This window comes from Aureimonas glaciei (assembly GCF_014643375.1).
Classification (GTDB): Bacteria; Pseudomonadota; Alphaproteobacteria; order Rhizobiales; family Rhizobiaceae; genus Plantimonas; species Plantimonas glaciei.
Genome location: NZ_BMJJ01000007.1, coordinates 18036 through 31317, shown reverse-complemented (window position 1 = coordinate 31317; position 13282 = coordinate 18036). Strand labels below are relative to the sequence as shown.

The window sequence follows — 13282 nt, the reverse complement described above, 5'->3', positions numbered from 1 at the left end:
GCGCCCGCGCCGGCGGCTCAGGCGGCGGCGGCGGCGCGCAGCGAGAAGACGGCGGAAAACAGCGAGACGAGCATCTGCTTGCGGTCGAGATTGTAGGCCAGGCCCTCGCGCAGCCGCTGGCTTTCCGCCATCCACAGCGCGGCGAAGCGCCGGGCGGAGGAAGGGGCGGCACCCGAAAGCCGCGCCTCCGCCTCATGCGCGATCCACTTGAACACCGCCTCGAGCATCAGGTCGAAGGCCGATTCCCGGCCCTTCTGCGTCAACAGGTCGGCAAGGCCCTGGATCGCCTGCCAGTCCGGCTCGTCGGCGGTGTAGAGCCGCCGGATCTCGGCCTCGATCTCCAGCCCGCCATTGGCGATCAGCGAGACCGCGTTGCGCACGCTGCCGCCGGCGAGCTCGATGGCACCGGCGATCTCGGCCTCGCCGAAGGTCATGGGCATCGAGTGCAGCGCCGCCGCCATGTCGCCCTCGCCCAGCCCGTCGAAGCGCAGGACGCGGCAGCGCGAGCGGATCGTCGGCAGCAGGCGTCCCGGCAGGTGGTTGGTGATGAGGAAGATCGACCGCTCCGGCGGCTCCTCGAGGATCTTCAGGAGCGCGTTGGCAGCGTTGCGGTTCATGTCGTCGGCGGGATCGATGAGGGCGATCCGCCACTGGCCGCCGCCGGTCGTGGTCCGGAAGAAGCGGTTGAGCTTGCGGATTTCCTCGACGGTGATCTGCGTCTTGAAGCCGCCGCCGCGCTCGGCCGCCGGCCGGGTGATGTGGACGAGGCCGGGATGGCCGCCGCCGGCGATCTGCCGGGCCACGGCACTGGCGGGATCGGCGACGGGCTCCGCCGCGTCTCCTGCCGTGTGCGGCGACAGCAGATAGCGCGCAAAGGCGAAGGCTGTCGTCGCCTTGCCGATGCCGCGCGGTCCCTGCAGCAGCCAGGCGTGGTGCAGCTTACCGCTCTGGTGCGCGCCGACGAGGGCGGCCCAGGGCGCGTCATGGCCATAGAGGCGGGAACGGGCCGCCGGCGAAGGAATGTCGGGCAGCGCGTCGTGATCTTCGCGCGCCTCGACCGTGCTGTCGCTCACGGCTTGCGAGTCCCGGCCGGGCGAGCGGTTTCGCCGAGCCGGCGTCCGCTCTGCCGCAGCGCGCTGATTTCCAGGCGCTCGGCGACGAGAAAGCCGATCTCGGCGGCGATCGCGTCGGCCGGCCGGTTGGCGTCGATGACGACACAGCGCTCGGGCTCGGCCCGGGCGATCGCCAGGAAGCCGTTGCGCCGGGCCTCGTGCAGCGCCAGGCTCTCGCGCTCGAAGCGGTCGGGCACGCTCTCGCCGCGGCGGTCGGCCGCGCGGCCGAGGCCGACGCTGGCGGGAATGTCGAGGATCAGCGTCAGATCGGGTCGAAGGCCATCGAGAACGGCCGCCTCCAGGCCGTCGAGCATGGCCGGGTCGACGCCGGCCAGACCCTGGTAGACGCGGGTCGAGTCATGAAAACGGTCGCACAGCACCACCTTGTCCTCGGCCAGCGCCGGGCGGATGACGGTTTCCAGGTGATCGATCCGTGCGGCCGAGAACAGGATCGTCTCGACCTCCGGCCCGAGCGCCTCGGCGGCACCGGACAGGAGAATCTGCCGGACAGCATCGGCGCCAGGCGATCCACCCGGCTCGTGCGTGACGACGACGGGAATCTTGCGCTGCCGCAGCATCTCCGCCAGGCGGGTGATCTGGGTCGTCTTGCCGCTGCCCTCCCCGCCCTCGAAGGTGACGAAAAAGCCGGTCAAGGCCGCACGGTCCGGTGCGTTCCTGGCCGGGTCAAAGCGATCTGATCCATCCGAAGGCGAGTTCCTGCGCCGCGTCGAGGGCCCGGGCGGCGAAGGTCCCCTGCTCGACGCTCTCGGCGGCAAAGAGTGGCTGGGCGATGCTCACCTTGTCGTCGATCCGCACCTCGATTTCGCCGACCTGCTGGCCCGCGGCGATCGGCGCGCGCAAAGGCCCGGCATAGCGCACCCGCGCGGTGACGCGATCGGGGCGGTCCTGCGGGACATAGGCGACGACCGCCTCGCGCGTCAGAAGCTTCACCTCGGCCTGGCCGCCACCGAAGACGGTCGCCGCTCCCACCGCATCCCCGGCGGCAAACAGCTGCTTGCGGCGGAAAGCGGTGTTCGACCAGTCGAGCAGGCGCCGGGCCTCCTCGGTCCGGTCCTTGATGCTCTCGAGGCCACCCAGCGCGATGAAGGTCGTGCGTCCTTCGCGCTCGGTCACGCCGATGATCGAGTAGCCGGCCGCCTCGGTATAGCCGGTGCCCATGCCGGTCGCGCCGATGTTCATAGTGAGGAGTGGATTGCGGTTGCGCTGGAAGATCTTGTTCCATTCGAAGCTCGGCTCGGCATAGATCCCGTAGAACTGTCCGTGCTCCGCCTGGATGTGGCGGGCGAGGCGCACCAGATCGCGCGCGGTGACCGCCTGTCCCTCCGCCGGCAGGCCGGTCGGGTTGACGAAGGTCGAGTGGGTGAGGCCGAGCGTCTGCGCCGTCTGGTTCATCAGCCCGGCAAAGGCCTCCTCGGACCCGGCCATGCCTTCCGCCAGGACGATCGCCGCATCATTGGCGGCCTGGACGATGGTGCCGCGGATCAGCGCCTCGACGGAGACGCTGGAATTCAGCTTGGCGAACATGGTGGAGGTGCCGGACGGCGCGCCGCCCGTCCGCCAGGCGTGTTCGCTGACCGGAAATTCCTGGGTCGGCGACAGCCGTCCCGACTCGATGGCCTCGAACACCACTTCCATGGTCATCAGCTTGGCCAGAGAGGCCGGGCGGAAGCGGGTGTCGGGATCCTTCTCGAAGAGAACGGCCCCGGTCTCGCCGTCGACGATCAGGGCCTGCTTCGCCTTGGTCTCGACGATGGCCGGATCGGCGCCGAGCGCGGCGGAGGCCGACAAGAGGCAAGCGACGGCGAGGGAGCCGAAGACCGCGAGCTTGTTTCGGGAGACGACGATCTCTGACATCGGTTTCTTGACATGGGAGTGCAGATCGACCGCGATGGCCTCGCCCTTCCCTATCAGACTATCGCGATGCGGTCATGGGGCAGCGTTGCCCTTTGCCCTGACAAAACACGTCATTGACGGCGGTTGCGAAAGTCAGTCGCGCAGCACGAAGGCGCCTTCGGCGCCAGCCTGCCAGAGCGCCTGCAGCATGGCATCGACATCCTCGCCGGGGCGGGTGTCGATGGCGAGCGACACCGTCGCCGGCTGATCGGGCATGCCGGCATCAACCACCAGACGGCCATGGCCCTCGGCGATCTCGCGCACGGCGGCGACCAGCGCCGCATTTTCAATAAGGCCGATCTCGATCCGCTCGCCCGCCTGGCCTGCCGCCATGGCGGTCACCGCATCGGCGGCGCCGGCGCGATTGGGTGCTGCGGCATAGGAGGAGACGACGAGGCGGTAGGGATCGGCGCGCGGCGTCGGCACGGGGGCCGCGGCGGGTGCTTCGGCTTCGGAGATAATGGCGTCGACGCTCGTCTCACCGCCGGGGAAGAGCGATCCCGGCGTCCGGGCAGCCGTGCCGGTGGCGCCGAGGGCCATGGGCTTGACGCCGGGCAGGCCGATCGCCTGGACGCGGGCGGCTGCCGAGCGGGCCGGCGTGGCATAGGCGAGGCGCGAGGGGACGTCGTTCGAGGCGACCATGACCCCGGTGGCGAGGCCGTCGTTCAGCGGCGACGCATTGCCCGGACGGTAGCTCGCCATCAGCATGGCGGTGTCGTCGCCCTCGACCGGCGCCTTGCCGACATATTCGACCTTCACGTCGCCGACGCCGTCAGACTTGTAACCGAGAAGCTCGGCGGCGCGGGAGGAGACGTCCATCACGCGGTCGGCGACATAGGGGCCGCGATCGTTGACGCGCACCATGACGCTGCTGCCGGTCTTCTTGTTGGTGACGCGGGCATAGGACGGCAGCGGGAAAGTCGGATGGGCGGCCGACAGGGCGAACATGTCGTAGATCTCGCCATTGGCGGTCAGGCGGCCGTGGAAGCTCGCGCCGTACCAGGAGGCCTTGCCGGTCTTCACGTAGCCCGGCTGGTCCTTCGGATAGTACCACTTGCCGCGCACCTTGTAGGGCTTGCCGATCTGGGCCCGGCCGCCGCCCTTCGGCACGATCTTGGAATCGGTGATGCGCGGGCTGGCGGCGACGCCGTATTCCTTGGACGAGAAGGACTCGTTCGGATCGCTCTTGACCCGCTCATGTTCTCCCCCGCCATGCGTGGAAGAACCCGACTGGCAGCCCGAAACGACGACGGCGGAAAAGACGACCGAAACGGCCAGGGCGCGTCGAAGAGACGGGTGTGCCATGTGCATTCGGATAATCCCCCGGGAAGTCGTGCTCGATAGATTGGGCGCGCCGGGACCGAAGGCCCCCGCCTTGGTCCCACTCCTGTCGTGAAAGAGTTATCAGCGCATTAATCCAGAGCGGCAACCGCCCCCTCTTACGGCTCCGCTTCGGGGCGTAGCGGTTAACGGATTGACTGTCGTTTTCCGGTGACAGTCACCCGTCCAAGGCGATGGCGGCCTGGGACGGGCGGCGCAGCCCTCCCTTTCGGCGATGCAAAATGAGAGCGAAACACCTGATGCGGAACGGGTTTGGGCCCGCGTGCCGGCTTCCAGCAGGGCCTTCAGCGCCTCCGGGCGCGGCGCCGCCCCCGGCGTCTCGGCCTTTTTGTTGCCATGTTTTGTCCTTGTTTGCGCCAAAAGTTAATTTTTCATCACAATTTGTTACAAGAGCCTCTACCTCCCCGCCTCGCCCTGAAGCCCGGCCCGGCCCTTCGCGCGCACCGCCCGGGCCACCACACCGCTTGGGCCGCCATACCGCCCGTCCCGTGTCGTCAACGCTCTTGCATCGCCCCCACCGCACCGGCTAATCCTGCGCTGTCGGATGGGTGGCCGAGCGGTTGAAGGCACCGGTCTTGAAAACCGGCGGGCGGGAGACCGTCTCGTGGGTTCGAATCCCACCCCATCCGCCATTCCACCTTTCGCACTCTCCCGTACAGCCACGTTAAAGCCCACAGTCATAGGCTTTCCAGCAGCATAGTTTGCCCGTAGTCATTCGCCATATGACTGGACAACTCGGGGTCGTCTGGGGGTGCTTCTGGGGGTATGCGATGAAAAGTGGGGGTATTTCGTGCTGACCGACACTGCGGCTCGCACCGCCAAGGCGCGCGAGAAGGCTTACAAGCTCGCCGACTCAGGCGGCTTGCACCTGTTCGTCACCACGACCGGAGGAAAGCTCTGGCGCCTGAAGTACCGCTTCGGCGGGAAAGAGAAGCTTCTGTCGCTTGGCCCATACCCGGCTATCACACTTGCCGCTGCCCGTGAAAAGCGCGAGGAAGCGAAACGCTTGCTCCGTGAGGGAATGGACCCGGCCGCTGCCAAACGTGCGTCAGCGAACCCGACAGGGGCGCCGACATTCGAGGGAATTGCACGGGAATGGTATGAGCTGAACCGCGGCACCTGGACGAAGACCCACGCCGGCGATGTGATCGGCTCGCTCGAGCGCGACGTCTTCCCCGCCATCGGCGATACCCCCATCGAAGACCTGACACCCCCAATCGTGCTGGGGGTGCTTCGGGCGATAGAGAAGCGCCCGGCGATCGAGACCGCGCATCGGGTCCGGCAGCGCATGTCGGCGGTGTTCGTGTTCGCCATAGCGTCGGGCCGGGCAGAGGCCGATCCTGCCGCGATCGTTAAGGGGGCCCTCGCCCCGATCCGAAAGAGCCGGCAGCCGGCGGTGACCAGCCTGGAGAAGGCGCGGCAGATCATCCGCGACGCTGACGCCCAGACGGCGCATCCGACGACGAAGCTGGCGCTGCGGCTGCTGGCGCTGACCGCGCTGCGGCCAGGCTCGCTGATCACCACGCCCTGGCCGGAGTTCGAGGGCGTCGGTGAAGGTCAGACCCTCTGGCGCGTCCCGGCCGAGCGCATGAAGATGCGGCTGCACCACAAGGACGACGAAGCCCGCGACCACATCGTGCCGCTCTCCCGCCAGGCGGTGGAGGCCATCGCCGCGCTACGCACACTCAACAGCGCGGGGCCCCTCGTCTTCCCGAACACCCGGCACGCGCACCGGCCGATGAGCGAGAACGCGATCGGCTATCTGCTGAACCGGGCCGGCTATCAGAGCCGCCACGTCCCGCACGGCTGGCGTGCGACCTTCTCGACGGTGATGAACGAGCGCTTCCCCGCGGACAGAGCCGTGATCGACCTGATGCTCGCACATGTGCCGAAGGACCGCGTCGAACGCGCCTACAACCGTGCGGCCTATCTCGATCGACGGATTGAACTGGCGCAGGAGTGGGCCGATCTGCTGATGGTCGATCAGGCGCCGGCGGCCGATCTGATACCGATGCCTAGGAGGTAGGTGATCTTAAATGGTGGCAACCCCGGCTGTGTAGCAATAGACTAACCTACTTCCTTGCCGCCAATCAGTCTTTTGATACGGTGCGGGGAAATTGGGGGCCATTTATGCCATTGGCGAATTACCGGTGACAGCCTTACCTTCCGCACCGAGTTTCGCCAACAGGAAGCTCACCAGTCCTCAGATTAGGAATTCGGGCCAGCAGGTTGATTTCAATGGCTGGAAGTTGCGATTGCCGCTGTGCTGCAAGGGGGCTCTCGCAAAGCCTCCAAGCAACGAATGGCGGGCCACCTGCCGCTTAGAGACTTTTGAGCCCACCGAGCTTATCTTGGATGATCTGAAAATAGCTGGAGGACTGGAACAGCTCTGAAACCGCTTCGTTGAACCGGTTTTCCAGCATCTTGATTTTCAACCGTGCCTCATCCAGCTCTAATCTGGACAACCGCAACGCCCCCTCCAATGAGCGCGCGTTGGTTTCGCTCTCTTCTAGTTTATCCTGCAGCTCCTCCATTTTGGTGGTCAGAGCTACGCGGTCTCTTTCGATACGCGACATGAAGGACCGGGCATCGGCCTCGATGTTTACGAACCGCCGTTCGTATTCCTTGATCAGGTCGGCCGCCTGTTCGACCATCCTTAGGGCGGATTCGCCGTCGACTCCCGTCCGAGGAATGGCCCCACCGTTGATGGCGGCCAGTGCCATTGACGGCTGTGCGAACGTAGAGCGCGCTCGGGAATCGGACATAGAAGTGATCGACGCAGCAGGATCCTCGGTGGACTTGAACCGTTCGAAAACGGCGTTGATTGCGTGATCCATCAATTTCCTCCAGAGCCGTCTTCTTGCGGCCATGTCGACCGACCTCTGTTGAGGGTTCAATCCCGCCTGGGAAGAGAGCCAAAACCGTCCGTGATAGCGTCGTTCAAGCGCATGAGCCACTCCTCCGACTCCCTGGCTCGGGCTTCCGCTGCCGCAGCCTGCTGGTGCGCAGCCGCCACCTCCCGCTGCGCCTTCTGCAGCTGATTTTGGATCATCAGCAGATCTTCCCGCATTTGCAGCGACTGTGTCTGCAACAGGCGTTCCAGCTCGGCGACCCGCTCGTCGCTCATGCGGATGGCCTGAGAAGCTTCTTCAACCAGCGTCAGCGCGGCGGCCCAGTCACGACGCGGCTCTTCAGACTTCGGCTCAGCCGCAGTCTCCCTGGTGGCAACGGCATGCAGTGCCGGTGCCTTATCCCTGGCAACCTCACCCCGAGTGATGTCTACAGGACCGCGTATCGGCCAAGACTTATCCGCCTCGAGCTCAATTGTTGATGACATCACTCATCTCCCTTCCAAGTTCCCCGCCGGCACCCGCCTGCCGCCGCGCGGCTGCCGATACCTCTCCCAAGGCCTTATTCAGCCCGATTATCGGGCTGGGCCAGAAAACTCACGTTGGTGTGCTGTTCGAACGATTGAGAAGAAAGCTGCCGAAGATCGGCCGGATCGCCTTGTGTCTGCAACGCGCGGATCGCTCGCTTCAGCGTCTCGTTCTGACGCTGCAGAGCGACACGGTTTTCCCGAGCAATCTCCAATGCTCCCTGCGCCAAGGTCCGTTCGGCCTTTTCGCTTTCCAGTTCCTCAATCAGACGACGCCCGGCCGCATCCTGCGCCATCCGGTCATTTTCGTAACGCTTTGTCAGAGATTCCAGGCGGTCGCCCAAGCTGGCAGCTTTCGCGAGACTCGTCTCCAGCGTCGCGTCTTTTGCCGCCATTGCCTTGGCTAGCATTTCACACCGTTCCTCAAACTCATTGCGCAGGCGGTGCGCTTCGCCCAGTTGGTCAACGTGATGCGCAAGTTCACTTCGAACAGCTTCGACGCGACGATCTGCGGTGATCCGCTCCAGTAGCGCCTCCTTCAGGCTTCGTTCGGCGGTACGGAGTGCCTCGTCCTTTTCCCGAAACTGACTGCGCACGCCGGAGAGGATCTGCTCTGTTGATGTCAATCGTGCAGTTACGGCATCCAGCTTCAAAAGAAGGGACGAGCGATCGGCCGTGAGCTGAACGATTGCCCCGTCCTGTTCGTTAGCGCTCTTCTGACGGGCAAGCTCGGTTTCGACTAAACGCGCCTCCAGAGTTGCGATAGTCTGGAGATTGATCTGCCGCTGGTCAGCCAGCTCATTGTGGCGAGTCTCTAGATCAGCGATCCTTGCCATCTGCTCACCGGCAAGCTGCTGAAGGCGCCGGCTTTCACGCTCATGGATCGCGTGCTGCTCCGACTCACGCTGAACTGCGGCTTCGGCGCGCTGTAAGGATTGTTCGATGGCCTCGCTGTCGGCGCGTTGCAGGGCGAGCTCAGCTGCAGTCGACGCATGTTGCTCGACTTCCGCCGCCAACTGCCGCTCGACGTTGTCGACGAGCAGGTTTTTCTCTCGCAGTAGAATGCGGTGCTCATCAAGAGCCGACTCATACTCGCTGATCTGCGCTTCGAGTTTTCGCGACCGGCTGTCGACAGACGCCAGTTCGCCGGAGACGGAGGAGAGACGGCTTGTTAGTTCATCCACCTCCCGGCGCAGAATCTGGCTCGTCTCCACCTCGCGAGACAGCATTGCCTGGGTCTCCATGACCCGAGCCTTTGCCTGCGGTAGCTCCACGGCAATGGCTTCGATGGGCTCGATGATCATATTGAAGTCGTCACTCAGTGACTTCAGATCTTCCAACCGATCAATCATCTGACTGAAGCGTACGCGCAAGAGCTCGTTGCGCTGGCCCAAGCTGTCGAGCGGGCCGGAGCTGCGCTGAGGGCGTTGTGGCTCCTCGATCGGCTGCGGAGCCAGTGCATCGCCAGATGGATCCTGCTCTATGGCGCGGTCCCCGCTGGAACTTCGACCACCCAAGAACGACCACATCGAGCTCATATGAACGCCCCCCAGCTAAGTAACTACTGAGCTGTAACATAACGCTTTATTAACACAATCTCAGAAATTCAAAGCGTGGCTACACACCCGCGCCTCTGCCGGGCCCCCTTAATGCTCCATCACGAACAGATTCAGCTCAGTTTTTCCATAGGGTTACCTTACGTGGAAGTCTTACCGCCCGATCCAGGCAGGCACACATTTTATTGCCTTCCCGGTGCCGCAGGCATCGCGGTCGCAGTCGGTCTAAGTCGCGATCCCGCTACGAGAATTTAACCGGTCGGCCTGCCAAATGCAGGAATGGCCAAGCGACCACCCCGTTCCCGCCAAGTCGTCCCTCTGCGCCACCAGGCGGCGGCAGAGCTGCGTGGGCCTGCGCAGCCGGTTCGCGACCCCCGCCAGCCACAGCTGCCGCTGGACCTCATGCCGTCGCGCATCGAGCCTTGCCTGGCCGTCCTCACAGCGGTTCCGCCTGTGGGTCCGGACTGGTCCTTCGAAATCAAATGGGACGGCTACCGCCTGGCGATCCATGTCGAGCCCGCGGGCGTACGGATCCTCACGCGCGGCGGACACGACTGGACGCACCGCTTTCCTGCCATTGCGAACGCTGCCCGCGCGCTCGACACATCGACGTTGATTATCGACGGCGAAGCGGTCGTGCTCGACGATGAGGGCCGGTCCGACTTCGGCGCCTTGCAGCAGGCTCTCGGCGGGCGCGGCGGCAAGCGATCAGCCAGCGAAGCCATCCTCTACGCCTTCGATCTCCTATATCTCGACGGGATGGACCTTTCGGGCATGGCGCTCGCCGAGCGCCGCCACCTGCTCGAGGATCTCCTTTCCGGCCAGACGGGCGACATCCGCCTATCGCAAGAAGTGGAAGCCGATGGGGCCGCCTTGCTGAAGACGGCGTGCCAGCACGGGCTCGAGGGGATCATTGCCAAGCACCGCGATCGGCCGTACCGATCCGGGCGCCAAGGCGATTGGCTGAAGATCAAGTGCGTCCAGCGCGAGAGTTTCGCAGTCCTCGGCTATGAACCCTCGACGGCCATGCGCGGCGCGATAGGCAGCTTGTTGCTGGCGGCCCGACGCGGTGGTGACCTGGTGTTTGTCGGATCGGTCGGGACCGGCTTCAGCGACGAGACGGCGGAAGCGCTGAAACTGCAGCTCGACGCGCTGAAGATCGCGAAGCCCGCGGCCCCATTGCCGCCCGGTCAGAGCAAGCGCCTCGTCTTTGCTCGGCCGGATCTCGTTGCCGAAATCGACTTCCGCGCCTGGACGAACGACGGCCGGCTGCGGCACGCTTCGTTCAAGGGGCTGCGCGACGATGCCGACGCCGGCGCCGTGCTCGAGCTCTGACTGGTCGCTCTCTTTCGCAGGCTCAGCATGACAAAGCTCAACCCCCAACTCGTCGGAAACGTCGGCCTCTATCACACCTGCCTCGAGCTATCGCTACGAGGATGGAACTGCATGCCGACCGCACGAAATGCACGGGGCGTCGATCTGATAATCTACAATGAGGATGCCTCGCGCATGCTCGGCATCCAGATCAAGACCCTGAGCAAGCTAAATCCTGTGCCCCTGGGAACGTCCCTCGACAAGATAATGGGCGACTTCTGGATCATCGTGACCGGTCGCCGACCGCGCCCCGAAGACCTACGTGATGGTCCCCAGAGAGGTTCGCGAAAGCGCCCACAGGGGAGAGAACGGCGAGGGAAAGGTATCGTACTGGCTGCAGCCGAAGAGCTACAATATCGAGCTCTACCGAGAGGGCTGGGAGCGTATTGGTCACGGCGGCCTCGATCCGGGTGCCGGAAAATCTGGCTGGCGAGACAAGCCACTAGAGGGTCGCTTTACCGGGAAGATCGCTTGTGGACAGCCGTCCATATCTGGAACAAAATAGGAACATTGTCTTCTTATCCTGCTCCTGCGGTGGCACCATCCGGCGGAGAATCAGGAGAGCCACATGTCCCACATGTCCCCGAAGTCCGCGCCGCTGGTGACCGTCGATGAAAGTTTCGACAGCGTTGTCGACGAGGTGATCGCGGCGGCCGGCGGCGATTTGCGCTCTGCGATCCTGGGCCTGGTCCGCGGCCAGCATGCGATCGCAGCCGAGGCGCGGGCGTCAACATCGGCAGGCTATGTCCGGCGCCGGCTGCGGTGAGCCGGCGGGCGCAGCGCCGCAAAGCCCTCTATTCTCCCGAGCGCGACGAGCTCCTTCGGAAGGCCCATGCGCTGTGGTCGGCGACGTGCGGGACGATGCGACATCTCGAGACGTCCGGTCCGGACTACCAAGCGGCTAGCGATCTGGCAGCCGCGCTATGCGCTTTTGCCCGCGAGGTGAGCGACGGTACCGCGGACTTTGCTCGCATGGCTTCAACGAGGGGCGGCGGCGATGATCTGGGCTGGCAAGAGGTTGGAGGCGACATTGAAGCGTCGATCGACGAGGCGCTCGCGATCTGTGGCGGCGACCCGCGGGCGGCCATTCGGAGCTTGCTGGTGCTGACGGAATTCCTCGAGGCAGAAGCCGAGGGGAGAGCATGAGGCTTACGGGCATCTGGAAACTGGTCGCCGTCGTCGCTCTTGTGGCGGTCTTCGGCCCATCGATCCTCCAGCAGCTGGATCTGGGCGAGCTCGGTGACGCGATCCGTCCAGCGCCGGCCGGCAGCCGGGCGCCGGCGCCCGCGGGGAACGCTCAGCGTATCGCGATGCCGCTATGCACGAACGGCCGCCATGCGCCGCCCAGCGGGTCCTGCGTCATCGACGGCGACAGCGGGTGGCTTGAGGGCCTCCAGTGGCGACTGGAAGGCGTCGACGCGCCGGAGATCGGCAAACCGGAATGCTCAGCGGAACGCAGGACCGGCGAGAGGGCGAAACAGCGGCTTGCAGAACTGCTCGGCGAAGGCTTCACTGCGGAGCGCGGACGCAACGACCACTTTAGTCGCCAGCTCCTGAAGTTTCGGCTGGCCGACGGGCGCGACGCCGGCACGGTGCTCATCCGCGAAGGACTAGCGCAGAACTGGCCGAACAGCGGAAACCGCTGGTGTCGGAGCTAGATCGAGGGCCTCTGCCGCACATGGTCCCCCGCGCGGAGCCGTCGCGTCGAAACCTGGTTCAATAGCGTCTGAACATCGCTCTAGCACTGAATCCGCAATCGAGCCTCAGCTCGCTCTCGCCACCTGCAGCGCGTGGCGCTCATACTCGAGCCTGTTCTCGAACTCGGCTTTCTGGTGCTTCCATCCTTCGACCCACTCCTTAAACGGAGCGGAACCCGGAGCGTACGGACAGCGATCCCTCTCGATGCCACGGTTGAACGCCCGTGCGCCCTCGATCTTCCGACTGCCGTCCATGTTCAAGTCCTTCTACAGTTTCCAGCTAATCTTGAGGGAGTGAACATGTGCCAACCTATCCACCTGATACAGAACAGGAAGTTGGCTGAAAGCCGATCTCTCAGCGCCACGCCCTGCGACATGCCGGACGCCGGCGACCGTCTGAGTTTTCAGTGCACCGAGACATTATGCGGCCGGGAGCTGAACCTCGACCTGGAGAAGGCTATCGAATTGTGGGGCCGCGACCGCTGTCACATCAACCAGAGATGGGGCATAAAGTGCTCAGTGTGCGGGTCGAACAAGATCGGGCTAACGATTGACCCTGCAACGTATGGGGTTCGCCGATGATCATCTCCTTGCCGCGTCTTCCCGAAGACCATCCCGACCGCGCGTTGGAGTGCCAGCTCAGCCTGGAGCCGGCCTTCCAGGATCTGGTGAGGCAGGCGGTCGCAGCCGGGTGGACCGAAGCCGACGTCGCCGCAGCGATGATCGACCTAGCGCACAACCATTTGAAGGGGATCTTGGCGCACTGGCGCACCCAAGCGGACGTCTATCGCGCCGAGTGGACAGACCAACCTAATGCACCCGAACCTGAAAGCGACGACTAGGCGAAACGCAAATATAGTCCGTCGCGTCGAGGCGGGCGAGACCATGTCGGCCGTTGCCCGAGACCATGGA

General features: G+C 64.7%; 14 protein-coding genes and 1 tRNA gene. 7 read left to right on the top strand and 8 right to left on the bottom strand.

The annotated features are described in order from the left end of the window. Nucleotides 1-17 precede the first annotated feature (17 nt). The 4 genes from IEX88_RS14700 to IEX88_RS27065 all read right to left on the bottom strand — a co-directional run bounded on the left by IEX88_RS14700 (nucleotide 18) and on the right by IEX88_RS27065 (nucleotide 4337). Nucleotides 18-1073, bottom strand: a complete 1056-nt coding sequence (locus IEX88_RS14700; protein ID WP_188851985.1) for a DNA polymerase III subunit delta' — start codon at nucleotides 1071-1073, stop codon at nucleotides 18-20. After that, entirely contained in the window at nucleotides 1070-1765 is a 696-nt protein-coding gene (gene tmk / locus IEX88_RS14695; RefSeq protein ID WP_188851982.1) for a dTMP kinase, read from the bottom strand. The genes IEX88_RS14700 and tmk overlap by 4 nt, the downstream gene beginning before the upstream one ends. A gap of 31 nt (nucleotides 1766-1796) precedes the next feature. Beyond that, complete coding sequence (locus tag IEX88_RS14690) at nucleotides 1797-2987, bottom strand: D-alanyl-D-alanine carboxypeptidase family protein (RefSeq protein ID WP_188851980.1); 1191 nt, start codon at nucleotides 2985-2987, stop codon at nucleotides 1797-1799. Between the two features lie 132 nt (nucleotides 2988-3119). Continuing rightward, on the bottom strand, nucleotides 3120-4337 hold the full coding sequence (locus tag IEX88_RS27065; protein ID WP_188851978.1) for a septal ring lytic transglycosylase RlpA family protein: 1218 nt from the start codon (nucleotides 4335-4337) through the stop codon (nucleotides 3120-3122). Nucleotides 4338-4909: 572 nt separating this feature from the next. Between IEX88_RS27065 and IEX88_RS14680 the strand changes: the two genes are divergently transcribed. Next, nucleotides 4910-4999, top strand: a tRNA-Ser gene (locus IEX88_RS14680). 158 nt (nucleotides 5000-5157) lie between these two features. Beyond that, entirely contained in the window at nucleotides 5158-6393 is a 1236-nt protein-coding gene (locus tag IEX88_RS14675; RefSeq protein WP_188851976.1) for a tyrosine-type recombinase/integrase, read from the top strand. Nucleotides 6394-6688: 295 nt separating this feature from the next. Here the strand turns inward: IEX88_RS14675 and IEX88_RS14670 are convergent, their stop codons facing one another. The 3 genes from IEX88_RS14670 to IEX88_RS14660 form a co-directional block, all read right to left on the bottom strand. Continuing rightward, the gene (locus IEX88_RS14670; RefSeq protein ID WP_188851974.1) at nucleotides 6689-7204 is read right to left on the bottom strand and encodes a hypothetical protein; all 516 of its coding nucleotides are present in this window, start codon (nucleotides 7202-7204) and stop codon (nucleotides 6689-6691) included. 56 nt (nucleotides 7205-7260) lie between these two features. Continuing rightward, a complete protein-coding gene (locus tag IEX88_RS14665; protein WP_188851972.1) occupies nucleotides 7261-7704 on the bottom strand; it encodes a hypothetical protein in 444 nt (147 codons plus the stop codon). 74 nt (nucleotides 7705-7778) lie between these two features. Beyond that, nucleotides 7779-9281, bottom strand: a complete 1503-nt coding sequence (locus tag IEX88_RS14660) for a hypothetical protein (protein ID WP_188851970.1) — start codon at nucleotides 9279-9281, stop codon at nucleotides 7779-7781. A 297-nt stretch (nucleotides 9282-9578) separates the two neighbouring features. Here IEX88_RS14660 and ligD point away from each other — a divergent pair, with 297 nt between their 5' ends. The 4 genes from ligD (at nucleotide 9579) to IEX88_RS14640 (ending at nucleotide 12331) form a co-directional block, all read left to right on the top strand. Further along, a complete protein-coding gene (ligD, locus tag IEX88_RS14655) occupies nucleotides 9579-10634 on the top strand; it encodes a non-homologous end-joining DNA ligase (RefSeq protein ID WP_188851968.1) in 1056 nt (351 codons plus the stop codon). A 607-nt stretch (nucleotides 10635-11241) separates the two neighbouring features. Beyond that, nucleotides 11242-11439 (top strand): hypothetical protein, encoded by a 198-nt coding sequence (locus tag IEX88_RS14650; protein WP_188851966.1) that lies wholly within the window; start codon nucleotides 11242-11244, stop codon nucleotides 11437-11439. A 95-nt stretch (nucleotides 11440-11534) separates the two neighbouring features. Further along, the gene (locus tag IEX88_RS14645; protein ID WP_188851964.1) at nucleotides 11535-11819 is read left to right on the top strand and encodes a hypothetical protein; all 285 of its coding nucleotides are present in this window, start codon (nucleotides 11535-11537) and stop codon (nucleotides 11817-11819) included. Then, nucleotides 11816-12331 carry a thermonuclease family protein gene (locus tag IEX88_RS14640; protein WP_188851962.1) on the top strand — a complete coding sequence of 172 codons (516 nt, stop codon included), beginning with the start codon at nucleotides 11816-11818 and terminating at the stop codon, nucleotides 12329-12331. The genes IEX88_RS14645 and IEX88_RS14640 overlap by 4 nt, the downstream gene beginning before the upstream one ends. Before the next feature lie 105 nt (nucleotides 12332-12436). Here the strand turns inward: IEX88_RS14640 and IEX88_RS27195 are convergent, their stop codons facing one another. Further along, nucleotides 12437-12625 (bottom strand): Rmf/CrpP family protein, encoded by a 189-nt coding sequence (locus IEX88_RS27195; RefSeq protein ID WP_308423847.1) that lies wholly within the window; start codon nucleotides 12623-12625, stop codon nucleotides 12437-12439. Nucleotides 12626-12948: 323 nt separating this feature from the next. On the opposite strand from IEX88_RS27195, the gene IEX88_RS14635 reads away from it, so the two are divergent. After that, nucleotides 12949-13212 carry a hypothetical protein gene (locus tag IEX88_RS14635; protein WP_188851960.1) on the top strand — a complete coding sequence of 88 codons (264 nt, stop codon included), beginning with the start codon at nucleotides 12949-12951 and terminating at the stop codon, nucleotides 13210-13212. The last annotated feature ends 70 nt before the right edge of the window (nucleotides 13213-13282 follow it).